Raw genomic sequence first — 13,105 nt, forward strand, 5'->3', positions numbered from 1 at the left:
ACGGCGCGGGGAACCGGTAGCTTGGCCGCCACCGCCGTCGCTGGCAAGCCGGTCGGCCGCCGCGACGGCCCGCCGTCAGTGGTGGTAGCCGGTGTCGGCGGTGATCTTGCCGCGGAACACCCGGTACGACCACGCGGTGTAGCCCAGGATCACCGGCAGCAGCACCGCCAGCCCGACCAGCACGAAACCCTGCGAGGACGGCGGCGAGGCCGCCTCCCAGATGGTCAGCCCGGGCGGCACGATGTTCGGCCAGATGCCCAGCACCAGGCCGAAGAAGCCGAGCACGAAGAAGCACAGGGTCAGCACGAATGGGCGCGCATCGCGGCCCTGCGCCATCGCCGCGCGCCACAGCGCCAGCGCGTTGACCAGCACCAGCAGCGGCACCGGCGACAGCCACCAGAAATTCCCGTCGTGGAACCAGCGCGCCATGATCCGCGAGTCCAGGAACGGCAGCCAGGCGCTGACCAGGCCCATGAACACCACCACCACCAGCACCAGCGGCCGGGTCAGGGTGCGGGCGATGCGCTGCATGGCGCCCTCGGTCTTGAGGATCAGCCAACTACCGCCGAGCAGCGCGTAGCCGAACACCACCGCCGCACCGGTGAGCATCGAGAACGGGCTGAACCAGCCCAGCACCCCGCCCAGATACTTGCCGTCCTGCAGCGGCATGCCTTCCACCAGCGCGCCCAGGATCACCCCCTGCCAGAACGCCGCGCACAGCGAGCCCAGCGCGAACGCCCAGCCCCACAGGTACTTGGAACTGCGCGCCTTGAAGCGGAACTCGAAGGCCACGCCGCGGAACACCAACGCGATCAGCATCAGCAGCACCGGCAGGTACAGCGCCGACAGCACCACCGCGTAGGCTTTCGGGAACGCCGCCAGCAGGCCGGCGCCGCCGAGCACCAGCCAGGTCTCGTTGCCGTCCCAGATCGGCGCGGCGGTGTTCATCATCAGGTCGAGCTGGTCCTCGTCCTCGGCGAACGGCGCCAGGATGCCCAGGCCGAGCACGAAGCCGTCCAGCAATACGTACATCAGCACGCCGAAGCCGATCACGCCGAACCAGATCACCGGCAATACGGTCGCCATGTCCATCAGCGGGTCTCCTCGATGTCGTCGTCGGCCGCCGACAGCGGCCGTGCCGGGGTCTTGTCGCCCTCCTGCATGCGCGGCGCCGGCTCGTGCGGCAGCGGCCCATGGCGCAGCATGCGCAGGATGTACCAACTGCCGAAACCGAACACCAGCGCATAGGCGAGCACGTACACGCTCAGCGAGATCCACACCATCGCCGGGCTGACCGGGCTGACCGCATCGCGCGTATGCAGCAGGCCATAGATCACGTACGGCTGGCGCCCGATCTCGGTGACGAACCAGCCGGCGACCAGGGCCACGAACCCGGCCGGCAGCATCGCGTTCCATGCCAGGTGCAGCGCACGCCGGCGCAGCAACGTGCCGCGCCACCAGAAGAACAGCGACACCAGCGCCAGCAGCAGCATCGCCATGCCCAGCCCGACCATCACCCGGAACGCGTAGAACACCGGTTTCACCGGCGGCCGCTCGTCCCGCGGCACCGCGGTCAGCGGGGTGATCTCGCCATCCAGGGTGTGGGTGAGGATCACGCTGCCCAGGCGCGGGATGGTCACCTCGTAGTCGTTGCGCTCGGCGGCCTCGTTGGGCACCGCGAACACTACCAGCGGCACGCCCTGCCCCGGCGCCTCGCCGTGCCAGTGCCCTTCCATCGCCGCCACCTTGATGGGCTGGTGCTCGAGCGTATTCAGGCCGTGCGCATCGCCGGCGGCGATCTGCAGCGGCAGCGCGATCGCGGCGAACGCCACCGCCAGCTTGAGCATGCGCCCGGCCGCGTCCAGATGTTCGCCGCGACGCAGATACCAGCCGCTGACTCCGCCGATCACGAAACAGGTGGTGATGAAGGCGGCCAGCACCATGTGCGTGAGCCGGTACGGGAACGAGGGATTGAAGATCACCTCGCGCCAGTTGGCCGGGTGGAACACGCCCTCGACCACGGCATAGCCGGCAGGCGTCTGCAGCCAACTGTTGGCAGACAGGATCCAGAACGTGGAGATCAGCGTGCCGATGGCGACCAGGCAGGTGGCCAGGAAGTGCAGCTTCTCCGGCACCTTGTGCCAGCCGAACAGCATCACCCCGAGGAACGAGGCTTCCAGGAAGAACGCCGTCAGCACCTCGTAGCTGAGCAGCGGGCCGAGGATATTGCCGGCGCGTTCGCTGAGCACCGCCCAGTTGGTGCCGAACTGGAAACTCATCACGATGCCGCTGACCACGCCCATGCCGAAGGACACGGCGAAGATCTTCAGCCAGAAGAAGTACAGATCGCGCCACACCGTGTCGCGGGTGCGCAGCCAGCGCCACTCCAGGAACGCCAGCCAGCTCGACAGGCCGATGGTGAAGGCCGGGAACAGCACGTGGAAACTGATGACGAATCCGAACTGGATGCGTGACAGCAGCAGGGCGTCCATGAGTAGCGCCTGAGGCAGCGGAAACGATGCCTATTGTTGGTGCAGCGCGACGAAATGGGATGTGACGGTTTGTCGCAGCGCCTATATCACCCCAGGGTTGGCGCAACCGCGAGAGCGGAAAGAAGGCTCTGTTCGAGGCTCGGTTCATCGGACCACGTCTCAAGCCCGGCGCCTCCCTCAATCAGACAACGCCAGCTCCACCTTGACTTCCTTTTTGCATCGCATGCCCACCGCGGGAAACGTCCACTGTCCGACAGCGTCAAGCACCGCTTCAGCGTATCCTGAATCGGAGAATTTCCTTCTCTCCAACTGTTGGACATCGACCCTCGATATTTCGGCAAACGATACGTCGCCATTCCTTTCGATCACGATCGCGACGTCGATCGAGCCGATGAACAGGCTTCCCGTGCGCCCTGGCAGCGCTGGCCGAATGGTTTCGAGCGGGCGCAAGCTGGACGCGCAGTCGTTCTTTGGCAGGTCGTGCGTTTGCTGTCCGCCACCTGTTGCAAGCGCCGCCAACACAAGCACACTTTTCATGGTTCCCTTGCGTTTGCATGCTTGCTTGCCCGGTGGCGTGTCGACCTTGGCCTGCGTCATGCCAGGCCGTCGTGACCTGAAGCGACGCGCGGTGTGACGAGCGATCATGGCGCAGCCACCGCGTGCGCCGATCTACCCGGCGCGTGTCCGCCAGCACCGTCGCCAAGATTACAAGGCCTACGCTTCCAATGCCGCCCATGACCATCGGCGCAATCGCGCCACCCTGGCGGCTGCTACGCTTGCGGTTTGCCGTTCGCCCGGAATTCCAGATGCGTCGTCTCGCCCTGAGCGCTGTTGTGTTGCTGTCCCTGTCCTGCCTGCCGCCGCTGGCCGCGGCCCAGGAGGCCGCCGCCCCGCTGACCATCGAGCAGGCCATGGCCGATCCGGACTGGATCGGGCCGCCGGTCGAGGACGCCTGGTGGGCCTGGGACGGGCGCCAGGTGCAGTACCAGCTCAAGCGCACCGGCAGCCCGGTCCGCGACACCTACCGCCAGGGGGTCGACGGCGGCGCCGCGCAGCGGGTCGAGGACGCGCAGCGCAACACCCTGGACGCGGCCAATCCGGTCTATGACGCGCGCCGCCAGCGCATGTTGTTCGTGCGCAACGGCGACGTGTTCCTGCGCGACCTGCGCAGCGGCGCCCTGACCCAGCTGACCCGCAGTAACCAGGCCGCCGCGCGGCCGCAGTTCACCACCGATGGCGGCGCGCTGTGGCGGGTCGGCAACGACTGGTACCGCTGGAGTCCCGGCGGCGGCGTGCAGCAGGCCGCGGTGCTCAAGGCCGAGCGCGATCCCGATGCCGCGCCCAAGCCCGACGTGCTGCGCGACCAGCAGCTGCGCACCCTGGAAACCCTGGCCCGCGACCGCGCGCAGCGCGAGCTGCTGCGCCAGCAGGAGCAGGCCTGGCGCCGCGCCGACAGCAGCCGCGCGCCGGCACCGGTGTACCTGGGCGACGACGTGGTGGTCGACGACAGCGCGCTGTCGCCGGACGGCCGCCACCTGCTGGTCGTCACCCACGCCAAGGGCGCCGAGGAAGGCCGCGAGAGCAAGATGCCGCGCTACGTGACCGAGTCCGGCTACGCCGAGTTCCAGGAAGCGCGCACCCTGGTCGGGCGCAATTCGCCGGTGGCGCAGACCCTGTGGCTGGTCGATGCGGTGGCCGGCAGCGCGCGCAAGCTCGACCTGTCGGTGCTGCCCGGGATCGGCACCGATCCGCTGGCGGCGCTGCGCAAGGCGGCCAAGCAGGAGCCGCTGCAGGGCCCGCGCGCGGTGCGCGTGGAGACCGACGGCGACGGCAGCGGCGCCTCGATGCACTGGAGCGAGGACGGCCGCAATGTCGCCGTGCTGCTGCGTGCGGTGGACAACAAGGACCGCTGGATCGCCAGCGTCGACCTGGACAAGGCCGTGCTGCAGCCGCGCCACCGCCTCACCGACCCGGCCTGGATCAACTGGAGCTTCAACGATTTCGGCTGGATGCCGGACAGCCAGACCCTGTGGCTGCTGTCCGAGCAGTCCGGCTATTCGCACCTGTACACCCAGCGCGGCAACGAGAAGCCGCGCCAGCGCACCTCCGGCAAGTGGGAAGTGTCCGCGCCGGTGGTCAGCGCCGACGGCCAGGGCTTCCTGTTCCTGTGCAACCGCAAGTGGCCGGGCGACTACGAGGTGTGCAAGCTCGACCTGCGCAACGACAGCGTCGCCGAGCTGACCGCGCTGGACGGCGTCGAGGACTTCGCGCTGTCGCCGGACGGCCAGCAGTTGCTGGTGCACTACTCTGGCCCCTACCTGCCCACGCAACTGGCGGTGCTGCCGGCCGCCGGCGGCAACGCGCGCGTGCTCACCGACACCCGCAGCGCCGCGTTCAAGGCGCGCCCGTGGGTGCAGCCGCAGTTCGTGCAGGTGCCGTCCAAGCACGGCGCCGGCACCGTCTGGGGCAAGTACTACGGTCCGGCGCAGCCGGAGCCGGGCAAGCGCTATCCGGTGGTGATGTTCGTGCACGGCGCCGGCTACCTGCAGAACGTCTCGGCGCGCTACAGCCCGTATTTCCGCGAGCAGATGTTCCACAACCTGCTGGTGCAGAAGGGCTACATCGTGCTGGACCTGGACTATCGCGCCAGCGCCGGCTACGGCCGCGACTGGCGCACCGCGATCTATCGCGACATGGGCCATCCGGAGCTGGAGGACTACCTGGACGGCCTGGACTGGCTGGTCGACAGCAAGCAGGGCGACCGCAGCCGCGCCGGCATCTACGGCGGGTCCTACGGCGGCTTCATGACCTACATGGCGCTGTTCCGCAGCCCCGGCACGTTCAAGGCCGGCGCCGCGCTGCGTCCGGTGGCCGACTGGAGCCAGTACAACCACGAGTACACCTCCAACATCCTCAACACCCCGGACCTGGACCCGGAGGCCTACCGCACCTCCTCGCCGATCGAATACGCCAACGGGCTGCGCGACCACCTGCTGATCGCCCACGGCATGGTCGACGACAACGTGTTCTTCAAGGACTCGGTGGACATGACCCAGAAGCTGATCGAGCTGCACAAGGACAACTGGGAGATCGCGCCGTACCCGCTGGAGAAGCATGGCTTCACCCGCGCCGACTCCTGGCTGGACGAGTACAAGCGCATCCTCAAGCTGTTCGAGCGCGAGCTGCGCTGAGCCGAGTGCGCGCCGAGGCGCCTGCCGTCGACGTGCGGCAGGCGCTGGGGAGCCCGCGCGGCGCCCGCAGGACACCGCCAACCGCCTGCACCCGCCACGCATCACGACGCCATCGCGTAGGAGCGGCTTCAGCCGCGACGGGGCGTTCCCGGTAACGCGTCGCGGCTGAAGCCGCTCCTACGCAAGTGCCCACAGCCACCGGACACGGCACTGCCCGCGCCCCGGCGGTTTTGCACGGACGGCAACGGACGACCTTGCCATCGGCCATGCGCCCGGCACATGCGCAGTGGCACCGTCTCGCGCCCCACCCGGCTTGCGCCCGGGTCCGCCATCCCTATCCTTGCCGGACTGCCGCCGGTGCGGCGCCGCCAGCGCCGCCCCGCCCCGAAGGACCGCCGATGTCGCCCCCGCCCCTGCCCCTGCCAGCCGTCCGCAACCAGACCATCGACGCGATGGCCAAGCTCACGCTGCTGCTGGGGGGGCTGTCGCTGCTGTACGGGATTGGCCAGGCGCTACTGCTGCTGGTATTGCCGGACGGGGCGATCGAGGGCGCGCTGCGCGAGGCCGGCCTGCCATTGCCGCCGCTGCTGCAGTGGTGCGTGACCCATGCGCTGGCGCTGTCCTGGCTGACCGCGCTGCTATCCGCGGCGCTGTGCGCGGCGGCGTGGGCGCTGCTGCAACGGCGCGACTGGGCGCGGCGGGCGTTCATCGTGTTCCTGGTGGCCACCGCCGCGGCCAACTTCGCGGCGCTGCCGCTGCTGTGGCAACTGTTCGACCTGCTGCATGCGTGGACCCTGCAGCAGGGCGTCGACCCGCAACAGCTCCAGCACGACCTGGCCCTGGGCCGGATCACGCTCATGGTCAGCGGCGCGCTGACCGCCCTGGTCTTCGCCGGCCTGCACGGCTGGCTGGTCTACCAGCTGTGCCGCCCCGCGATCCGCGCCGAGTTCCGCCGCTGACGCACCTCGACCGCTCTGCACCGTCCGTGCAGCCGGCCGCAGACGGCTGACACAGCGAGCTTCTAGAATGGCGGCATGCATACCTTCGACCGTGTCCGCGACTATCTCACCGGCCTGCAGGACCGCATCTGCGCGGCGATCGAGGCCACCGACGGCCAGGCCCGTTTCGCCGAAGACCTGTGGCAGCGCGCGGAGGGCGGCGGCGGCCGCACCCGCATCCTGCGCGACGGCGCGGTGTTCGAGCAGGCCGGCATCGGCTTCTCCGACGTCGCCGGCACCCGCCTGCCGCCCTCGGCCAGCGCCAACCGCCCGGAACTGGCCGGCGCCTCCTGGCGCGCGGTCGGGGTGTCGCTGGTGTTCCACCCACTCAATCCGTACATCCCCACCACCCATGCCAACGTGCGCTACTTCGAGGCGCAGCGCGATGGCGCCACCGTGGCCTGGTGGTTCGGCGGCGGCTTCGACCTGACCCCGTACTACCCGTTCGACGAGGACGCCCGCCACTGGCACCAGACCGCGCACGACCTGTGCGCGCCGTTCGGCGAAGACCGCTATCCGGCGCACAAGCGCTGGTGCGACGAGTACTTCTTCCTCAAGCACCGCAACGAGACCCGCGGCGTCGGCGGCCTGTTCTTCGACGACCTGCACGCCGATTTCGAGCGCGACTTCGCCTACCAGCGTGCGGTCGGCGACGGCTTCCTCGATGCCTACCTGCCGATCGTGGAACGCCGCCGCAGCCAGCCCTGGGGCGAGCGCGAGCGCGAGTTCCAGCTGTACCGGCGCGGCCGCTACGTCGAGTTCAACCTGGTCTACGACCGCGGCACCCTGTTCGGCCTGCAGAGCGGCGGGCGCAGCGAGAGCATCCTGATGAGCCTGCCGCCGCGGGTGCGCTGGGAATACGGCTTCCAGCCGGAACCGGGCAGCCCAGAGGCGCGCCTGGCCGAATACCTGGTGCCGCGCGAGTGGCTGGCGTGAGCGCGCCGGCGCGCACCGCGGTGCTGGGCCGCGAGGACAAGCGCGCCATCGCCGAACAGCTGCAGGCCTACCTGCGCACCGAGCTGCAGCAGCAGGTCGGCGCGTTCGAGGCCGAATTCCTGCTCGACTTCGTCGCCGAGCGCATCGGCCCGCACTATTACAACCGCGGCCTGGACGATGCCCGGGCCACGCTGGCCGCGCAGATGGACACCCTGGACGACGCGCTCTATCAATTGCAGCAGCCGGCCGACGCGCGCCGCTGAACGCGTCAGCAGACGCCGGGAACGCGGTGCCGAAAAACTGCGGGCATAAAAAAGCCCCGCGGACCAGGGGGAGGTCGGCGGGGCCAGGGAACGGAGACTTGGGGAGGAGTCGCCGTTCCTGGATCTGCTCCAGGGGATGGGAGGAGATCCGCGACAGGTATTGCGCCTGTCGAGGGATATAAGAACATTTCCCACCTTGCTCGTTCGTGAAGATTTAAGTTAAAAATTTGTCAGATTAAGGACGGATTCATTCGCAAAATCCGCCCAAAATAAACAGCGTCAAAATTCCGTTCAATCGCTGCAGCGCCGCGCGCCGCAGGGTGTGACGCCAGTTGGAATTCCAGGGGCTTCAGCGCGCCACCGGGTCAAAAAAGCAGCGCGAATGGGAAAGCGAAAATCACTGGCGGGATAATCCGTCCGAAAACCCGATTCGATTTTTCCGCGAGCCAGCACCCACGCTGTCTACGCAAGGCACCGCAACGCCATGCCGGTCCTGGAATACATCTCCAGGACCCGCGCGCTCAATGCGCCTCGTCCCAGTTGTCGCCCACGCCGCTGTCCACCACCAGCGGCACCTTCAGCTCCGCCGCGGCGGACATCCGTCCGGTCACTTCCGGCAGCAAGGTGTCGACGAAGTCGGCATCGGCCTCGAACACCAGTTCGTCGTGCACCTGCAGGATCATCAACGCGCGGTCGCGGTGGTCCTGCAGCCAGGCGTCCACGCCGACCATGGCGCGCTTGATGATGTCGGCGGCGGTGCCCTGCATCGGCGCGTTGATCGCGGCACGCTCGGCGCCGGCGCGCAGGCCCTGCTGGCGGGCGTTGATGTCGTTCAGGTACAGGCGGCGGCCGAAGAGGGTCTCCACGTAGCCCTGGGTGCGCGCCTGCTCGCGCATGCGCTCCATGAAGTCGCGCACGCCCGGGTAGCGGCTGAAATACAGCGCCACGTAGTCCTGGGCCTCGCCGCGGCCGATGCCCAGGTTGCGGGCCAGGCCGAACGCGCTCATGCCGTACATCAGGCCGAAGTTGATCGCCTTGGCGGCGCGGCGCTCGTTGCCGGTGACCTCTTCCAGCTTGCGCCCGAACACCTCGGCGGCGGTGGCACGGTGCACGTCCACGCCGCTGCCGAAGGCACGCAACAGGCCGGGGTCCTCGGACAGGTGGGCCATGATCCGCAGCTCGATCTGCGAATAGTCGCAGGCGATCAGCTTGCGCCCCGGCGGGGCGACGAAGGCGCGGCGGATGCGGCGGCCGTCGTCGGTGCGGATCGGGATGTTCTGCAGGTTGGGATCGGAGGAGGACAGCCGCCCGGTGGCGGCACCGGCCTGGTGGTAGCTGGTGTGCACGCGGCCGGTGGCGGGATTGACCATCTCCGGCAGCTTGTCGGTGTAGGTGCTGCGCAGCTTGGCCAGGCCACGGTATTCCAGGATCACCCGCGGCAGCTCGTGCTGGTCGGCGATCGCCTCCAGCGCCTCCTCGTTGGTGCTGGGCTGGCCCTTGGGGGTCTTCAGCACCGCCGGCAGCTTCAGTTCGTCGAACAGCACCGCCTGCAACTGCTTGGGCGAGTCCATGTTGAAGCTGCGCCCGGCCAACTCGGTGGCCTTCTGCTGCGCGGCCAGCATGCGCTGGCTCAGCTCCTGGCTCTGCTTGCGCAGCTCGGCGATGTCCACGCACACGCCGTTGGCCTCGACACGCGCCAGCACCGGCACCAGCGGCATCTCGATCTCGCGGTAGACCCGCGCCAGCGCCGGCTCGGCCTCCAGTTGCGCCGACAGCGTGCGGTGCAGGCGCAGGGTGATGTCGGCGTCCTCGGCCGCGTAGCGGGTGGCGTCGTCGATGGCCACCTGCGAGAAGGCGATCTGCTTGGCGCCCTTGCCGGCCACGTCCTCGTACTTGACCGTGTCGTAGCCCAGGTAGCGCCGGGCCAGCGAATCCATGTCGTGGCGGCTGGCGGTGGAATTGAGCACGAAGCTCTCGAGCATGGTGTCGTCGGCGTAGCCCTGCACCGCCACGCCGTGGCGGCGCAGCACGTGCAGGTCGTACTTGCCGTGCTGGCCGACCTTGGCCTTGGCCGGGTCCTCCAGCAGTGGCTTGAGCATCTCCAGCACCAGCGCGCGGTCCAGTTGCACCGGCGCGCCGGGGTAGTCGTGGCCCAGCGGCAGGTAGTCGGCGCGGCCCGGCTCGGTGGCGAAGCTGAGCCCGACCAGGTTGGCGCGCATGGCGTCCAGCGCATCGGTTTCGGTGTCGAAGGCGAAGCCGTCGGCGGCACGCAGGCGCACCAGGAGTTCCTCGAACTGCGCGGGCGTGCTCACCGCGGTGTAGTCGCCCTTGGCGGCCAGTGCCGGGTCCAGCGCGGCGGCATCGGCCGGCGCCGCGCCGCGGGCATAGCCGGCGGCGGTGCCGCGCAGGCTCGGCGTGGCCTCGCTGGCGGCCTCCGGCGCGGCCACGCCGCCGTCCAGGTCGCGCAGCGCCTGGGTGAAGCCGTAGCGCTGGTACAGGCCGCGCAACTGCTCCGGCTCCTGTTCGCGCAGGCCCAGGGTGCGCGGGCCGCCCGGTAGCGCGACGTCGGTCTTGATGGTGACCAGTGCGCGGTTCAGCGGCAGCCGCTGCAGCGCGGCGCGCAGGTTGTCGCCGATCTTGCCCTTGATGGAGTCGGCATGCGCGATCACCCCGTCCAGCGAGCCGTACTCGGCCAGCCACTTGGCGGCGGTCTTGGGACCGCACTTCTCCACCCCGGGCACGTTGTCGATGGCGTCGCCCATCAGCGCCAGCAGATCGACGATCTGGTGCGGCCAGACCCCGAACTTCTCCATCACCGCCGCATCCGAGTCCATGCGGCTGCCGCTCATGGTGTTGACCAGCTGCACGCCGGGGCGCACCAGCTGGGCGAAATCCTTGTCGCCGGTGGAGATGGTGACGTCCAGGCCGTCGCCGGCGCCCTGCAGGGCCAGGGTGCCGATCACATCGTCGGCCTCGACCCCGTCCTGGCGCAGGATGGTGATGCCCAGCGCATGCACGATCTGGCACATCGGCTCGACCTGTGCGCGCAGCTCGTCGGGCATCGGCGGACGGTTGGCCTTGTACTGCGGGTACAGGTCGTCGCGGAAGGTCTTGCCCGGCGCGTCGACCACGAAGGCCACGTACTCGGGGCGCTCCTTCAGGGTGGCGCGCAACATGTTGACCACGCCGAACAGCGCGCCCGTGGGCTCGCCGGCGGCATTGGTCAGCGGCGGAAGCGCGTGGAACGCGCGATACAGGTAACTGGACCCGTCGATCAGGACTAATCGGCTCATCGGCCAATTCTACGCTGCTGCGTGTAGCCCCTCTCCCGTCGGGAGAGGGGTTGGGGTGAGGGTGCGACGCGAAGCGTCTCGCTGATTTGCTCTACGAGGCTGCGCCCGTACCCTCATCCGCCCCTGCGGGGCACCTTCCCCCAAAAGGGGGCCGTGGTCCCAAGGGGAGAAGGGAGCGGCACGAGCCCCTCTCCCGTCGGGAGAGGGGTTGGGGTGAGGGTGCGGCACCATTCGCACACCGCACGCGGACACTCGGCGCATACTCTGCGCATGTCCTGCCTGTGGAGTACACCGCAATGAAAGCCCTGATCCTCGTTCCGCTGTTGCTGCTGGCGGGCTGCGCCTCGACCGGCCTGGGCCCGGACGGTGCACCGATGGACGTGCGCGGCGCGGAAACGACCCAGCGCAAGATGGACAACGGCGATACCGTCGACGAATACCGCGTGGGTGGCCAGTTGCGCATGGTCAAGGTGACCCCGGCGCGCGGCCCGGCCTACTACCTGTACGACCGCAACGGCGACGGCCATATGGAAGTGGACGGCAGCAAGGACAATGTGTCGCCCGTGTACTGGAAGCTGTACAGCTGGTGATGTCGCGCCCGGCGCGCCGCCCAACGGCGGCGCGCGCGAGGGTGAGCGCATCTTCCCGATCTGCCGGACGGACGGATGCACGTGCGTATCGGGCGCCAGCCCCCTGTCGCGGCGTCGCCTCTCGGCGCAGCCGCGTGACAGGCCGAAGCGTATCGGCTAAGCCATAGGTCGCTGTCGCCAGAGGCCGAATGCCGGCCTCAAGCGGTTTCGGTACCGCGCCGACTTCGGCACGGGCGGGCCCGCACGTCAGCGGATCACCAGCACCGGCACCTGGCTGTTGGCGAGCACTTCCGCGGTCTGGCTGCCGAGCAGGACCCGGCTCATGCCGCGGCGGCCGTGCGAGGTCATCACGATCAGCTCGCTGTTGCAGGCCACGGCCATGTCGATGATGCCCTCGGCGGCGTAGCGGTCGAGCACATGACGGCCGTGCGCGGTCACCCCGGTCGCCTCGGCGGCAGCCAGCGCCGGCGCCAGGATCTTCTGCGCGCCGGCTTCGCGGTCCTGGCGGTATTCGGGGCTGGCCTCGTAGCCCACGCTCCAGCCCATCGCGTCGTACATGCCCATCGCCCACGGCTCGGACACAGTGACGATATCCACCTCCGCGCCGAGCGCGGCGGCCAGCGCCAGGCCCTGTTGCAGGCCCTTGGCGGACAACTCGGAACCATCGATGGCGATCAGGATGCGCTGGTACATGGCGGTGCTCCGGTAACGCCGCGCGTGGCGGCCAGGAAAGCATTGCACACCCGCTGCGCAGCGCCCGCCTTGACCCGGATCAAATTCAGTCGCTGTGCGGCTTCAGCGGGCGTGCCGGATTGCCGGCCACGCGCGCGCCGGCCGGCACGTCGCGGGTGACCACGCTGCCGGCGCCGATCACCGCATCGTCGCCGATGGTCACGCCCGGCAGCACGATCGCGCCACCACCGATCCAGACGTTGCGGCCGATCATGACCGGCCGCCCCAGCTCCAGCCCTTCGGCGCGCTGCGCGGCCTCGCGCGGATGATCGGCGGCGTACAGCTGCACCGCCGGCCCGATCTGGGTGCCGGCGCCGATGTGCACCGGCGCCACGTCGAGGATCACGCAGTTGAAGTTGAGGAACACGTCCTCGCCGAGGTGGATGTTGTAGCCGTAGTCGCAATGGAACGGCGGCCGCACCACCGCGCCGCGTCCGACCGAACCCAGTCCTTCGACCAGCAATGCGTGCCGCCGCGCCGGCGGCTTGGCCAGCGCCGCGTTGTAGCGCCGCATCCAGGCACTGGCCGCGTCCTGCTCGGCCTGCAGTTGCGCATCGTTGGGACGATACGCCTCGCCGGCCAGCATCTTCTCTTTTTCGCTTCGCATCCT

11 protein-coding genes are annotated in these 13,105 nt (G+C 69.1%); 5 read left to right on the forward strand and 6 right to left on the reverse strand.

Annotated features, from left to right (window positions below):
- Positions 1–75: 75 nt before the first annotated feature.
- From cydB to AC1PK7_RS20525, 3 genes are all read right to left on the reverse strand, one after another.
- Positions 76–1,092, reverse strand: a complete 1,017-nt coding sequence (gene cydB / locus AC1PK7_RS20515; protein ID WP_481099336.1) for a cytochrome d ubiquinol oxidase subunit II — start codon at positions 1,090–1,092, stop codon at positions 76–78.
- Positions 1,092–2,492 carry a cytochrome ubiquinol oxidase subunit I gene (locus tag AC1PK7_RS20520; protein ID WP_010342709.1) on the reverse strand — a complete coding sequence of 467 codons (1,401 nt, stop codon included), beginning with the start codon at positions 2,490–2,492 and terminating at the stop codon, positions 1,092–1,094. Before AC1PK7_RS20520 ends, cydB begins: the two co-directional genes overlap by 1 nt.
- Before the next feature lie 177 nt (positions 2,493–2,669).
- Positions 2,670–3,089 (reverse strand): hypothetical protein, encoded by a 420-nt coding sequence (locus AC1PK7_RS20525; protein ID WP_481099337.1) that lies wholly within the window; start codon positions 3,087–3,089, stop codon positions 2,670–2,672.
- 209 nt (positions 3,090–3,298) lie between these two features.
- Between AC1PK7_RS20525 and AC1PK7_RS20530 the strand changes: the two genes are divergently transcribed.
- The 4 genes from AC1PK7_RS20530 (at position 3,299) to AC1PK7_RS20545 (ending at position 7,880) form a co-directional block, all read left to right on the forward strand.
- Positions 3,299–5,683 (forward strand): S9 family peptidase, encoded by a 2,385-nt coding sequence (locus AC1PK7_RS20530; RefSeq protein WP_481099338.1) that lies wholly within the window; start codon positions 3,299–3,301, stop codon positions 5,681–5,683.
- A gap of 398 nt (positions 5,684–6,081) precedes the next feature.
- On the forward strand, positions 6,082–6,642 hold the full coding sequence (locus tag AC1PK7_RS20535; RefSeq protein WP_481099339.1) for a hypothetical protein: 561 nt from the start codon (positions 6,082–6,084) through the stop codon (positions 6,640–6,642).
- Between the two features lie 75 nt (positions 6,643–6,717).
- Positions 6,718–7,617, forward strand: a complete 900-nt coding sequence (gene hemF, locus AC1PK7_RS20540) for an oxygen-dependent coproporphyrinogen oxidase (protein ID WP_481099340.1) — start codon at positions 6,718–6,720, stop codon at positions 7,615–7,617.
- Positions 7,614–7,880, forward strand: a complete 267-nt coding sequence (locus AC1PK7_RS20545) for a DUF2164 domain-containing protein (protein ID WP_420008284.1) — start codon at positions 7,614–7,616, stop codon at positions 7,878–7,880. The genes hemF and AC1PK7_RS20545 overlap by 4 nt, the downstream gene beginning before the upstream one ends.
- A gap of 521 nt (positions 7,881–8,401) precedes the next feature.
- Here AC1PK7_RS20545 and polA read toward each other — a convergent pair.
- Positions 8,402–11,173 (reverse strand): DNA polymerase I, encoded by a 2,772-nt coding sequence (polA, locus tag AC1PK7_RS20550; protein ID WP_481099341.1) that lies wholly within the window; start codon positions 11,171–11,173, stop codon positions 8,402–8,404.
- Positions 11,174–11,469: 296 nt separating this feature from the next.
- Here polA and AC1PK7_RS20555 point away from each other — a divergent pair, with 296 nt between their 5' ends.
- Complete coding sequence (locus AC1PK7_RS20555) at positions 11,470–11,763, forward strand: DUF2782 domain-containing protein (RefSeq protein ID WP_017910345.1); 294 nt, start codon at positions 11,470–11,472, stop codon at positions 11,761–11,763.
- A 246-nt stretch (positions 11,764–12,009) separates the two neighbouring features.
- Here AC1PK7_RS20555 and AC1PK7_RS20560 read toward each other — a convergent pair whose 3' ends face one another.
- Together AC1PK7_RS20560 and AC1PK7_RS20565 are read right to left on the reverse strand one after the other, a co-directional pair.
- The gene (locus AC1PK7_RS20560) at positions 12,010–12,456 is read right to left on the reverse strand and encodes a universal stress protein (RefSeq protein WP_420008286.1); all 447 of its coding nucleotides are present in this window, start codon (positions 12,454–12,456) and stop codon (positions 12,010–12,012) included.
- An 85-nt stretch (positions 12,457–12,541) separates the two neighbouring features.
- Positions 12,542–13,102, reverse strand: a complete 561-nt coding sequence (locus AC1PK7_RS20565) for a sugar O-acetyltransferase (protein WP_481099342.1) — start codon at positions 13,100–13,102, stop codon at positions 12,542–12,544.
- Between the last annotated feature and the right edge of the window lie 3 nt (positions 13,103–13,105).

The sequence above is a fragment of the Xanthomonas sp. NCPPB 3174 genome (assembly GCF_056725205.1).

Excerpts from the sequence above, each read along its gene's own strand:
- cydB (WP_481099336.1), bottom strand. The coding sequence starts at position 1,092 with ATGGACATGGCGACCGTATTGCCGGTGATCTGGTTCGGCGTGATCGGC.
- AC1PK7_RS20520 (WP_010342709.1), bottom strand. The coding sequence starts at position 2,492 with ATGGACGCCCTGCTGCTGTCACGCATCCAGTTCGGATTCGTCATCAGT.
- AC1PK7_RS20525 (WP_481099337.1), bottom strand. The coding sequence starts at position 3,089 with ATGACGCAGGCCAAGGTCGACACGCCACCGGGCAAGCAAGCATGCAAA.
- AC1PK7_RS20530 (WP_481099338.1), top strand. The coding sequence starts at position 3,299 with ATGCGTCGTCTCGCCCTGAGCGCTGTTGTGTTGCTGTCCCTGTCCTGC.
- AC1PK7_RS20535 (WP_481099339.1), top strand. The coding sequence starts at position 6,082 with ATGTCGCCCCCGCCCCTGCCCCTGCCAGCCGTCCGCAACCAGACCATC.
- hemF (WP_481099340.1), top strand. The coding sequence starts at position 6,718 with ATGCATACCTTCGACCGTGTCCGCGACTATCTCACCGGCCTGCAGGAC.
- polA (WP_481099341.1), bottom strand. The coding sequence starts at position 11,173 with ATGAGCCGATTAGTCCTGATCGACGGGTCCAGTTACCTGTATCGCGCG.
- AC1PK7_RS20555 (WP_017910345.1), top strand. The coding sequence starts at position 11,470 with ATGAAAGCCCTGATCCTCGTTCCGCTGTTGCTGCTGGCGGGCTGCGCC.
- AC1PK7_RS20560 (WP_420008286.1), bottom strand. The coding sequence starts at position 12,456 with ATGTACCAGCGCATCCTGATCGCCATCGATGGTTCCGAGTTGTCCGCC.
- AC1PK7_RS20565 (WP_481099342.1), bottom strand. The coding sequence starts at position 13,102 with ATGCGAAGCGAAAAAGAGAAGATGCTGGCCGGCGAGGCGTATCGTCCC.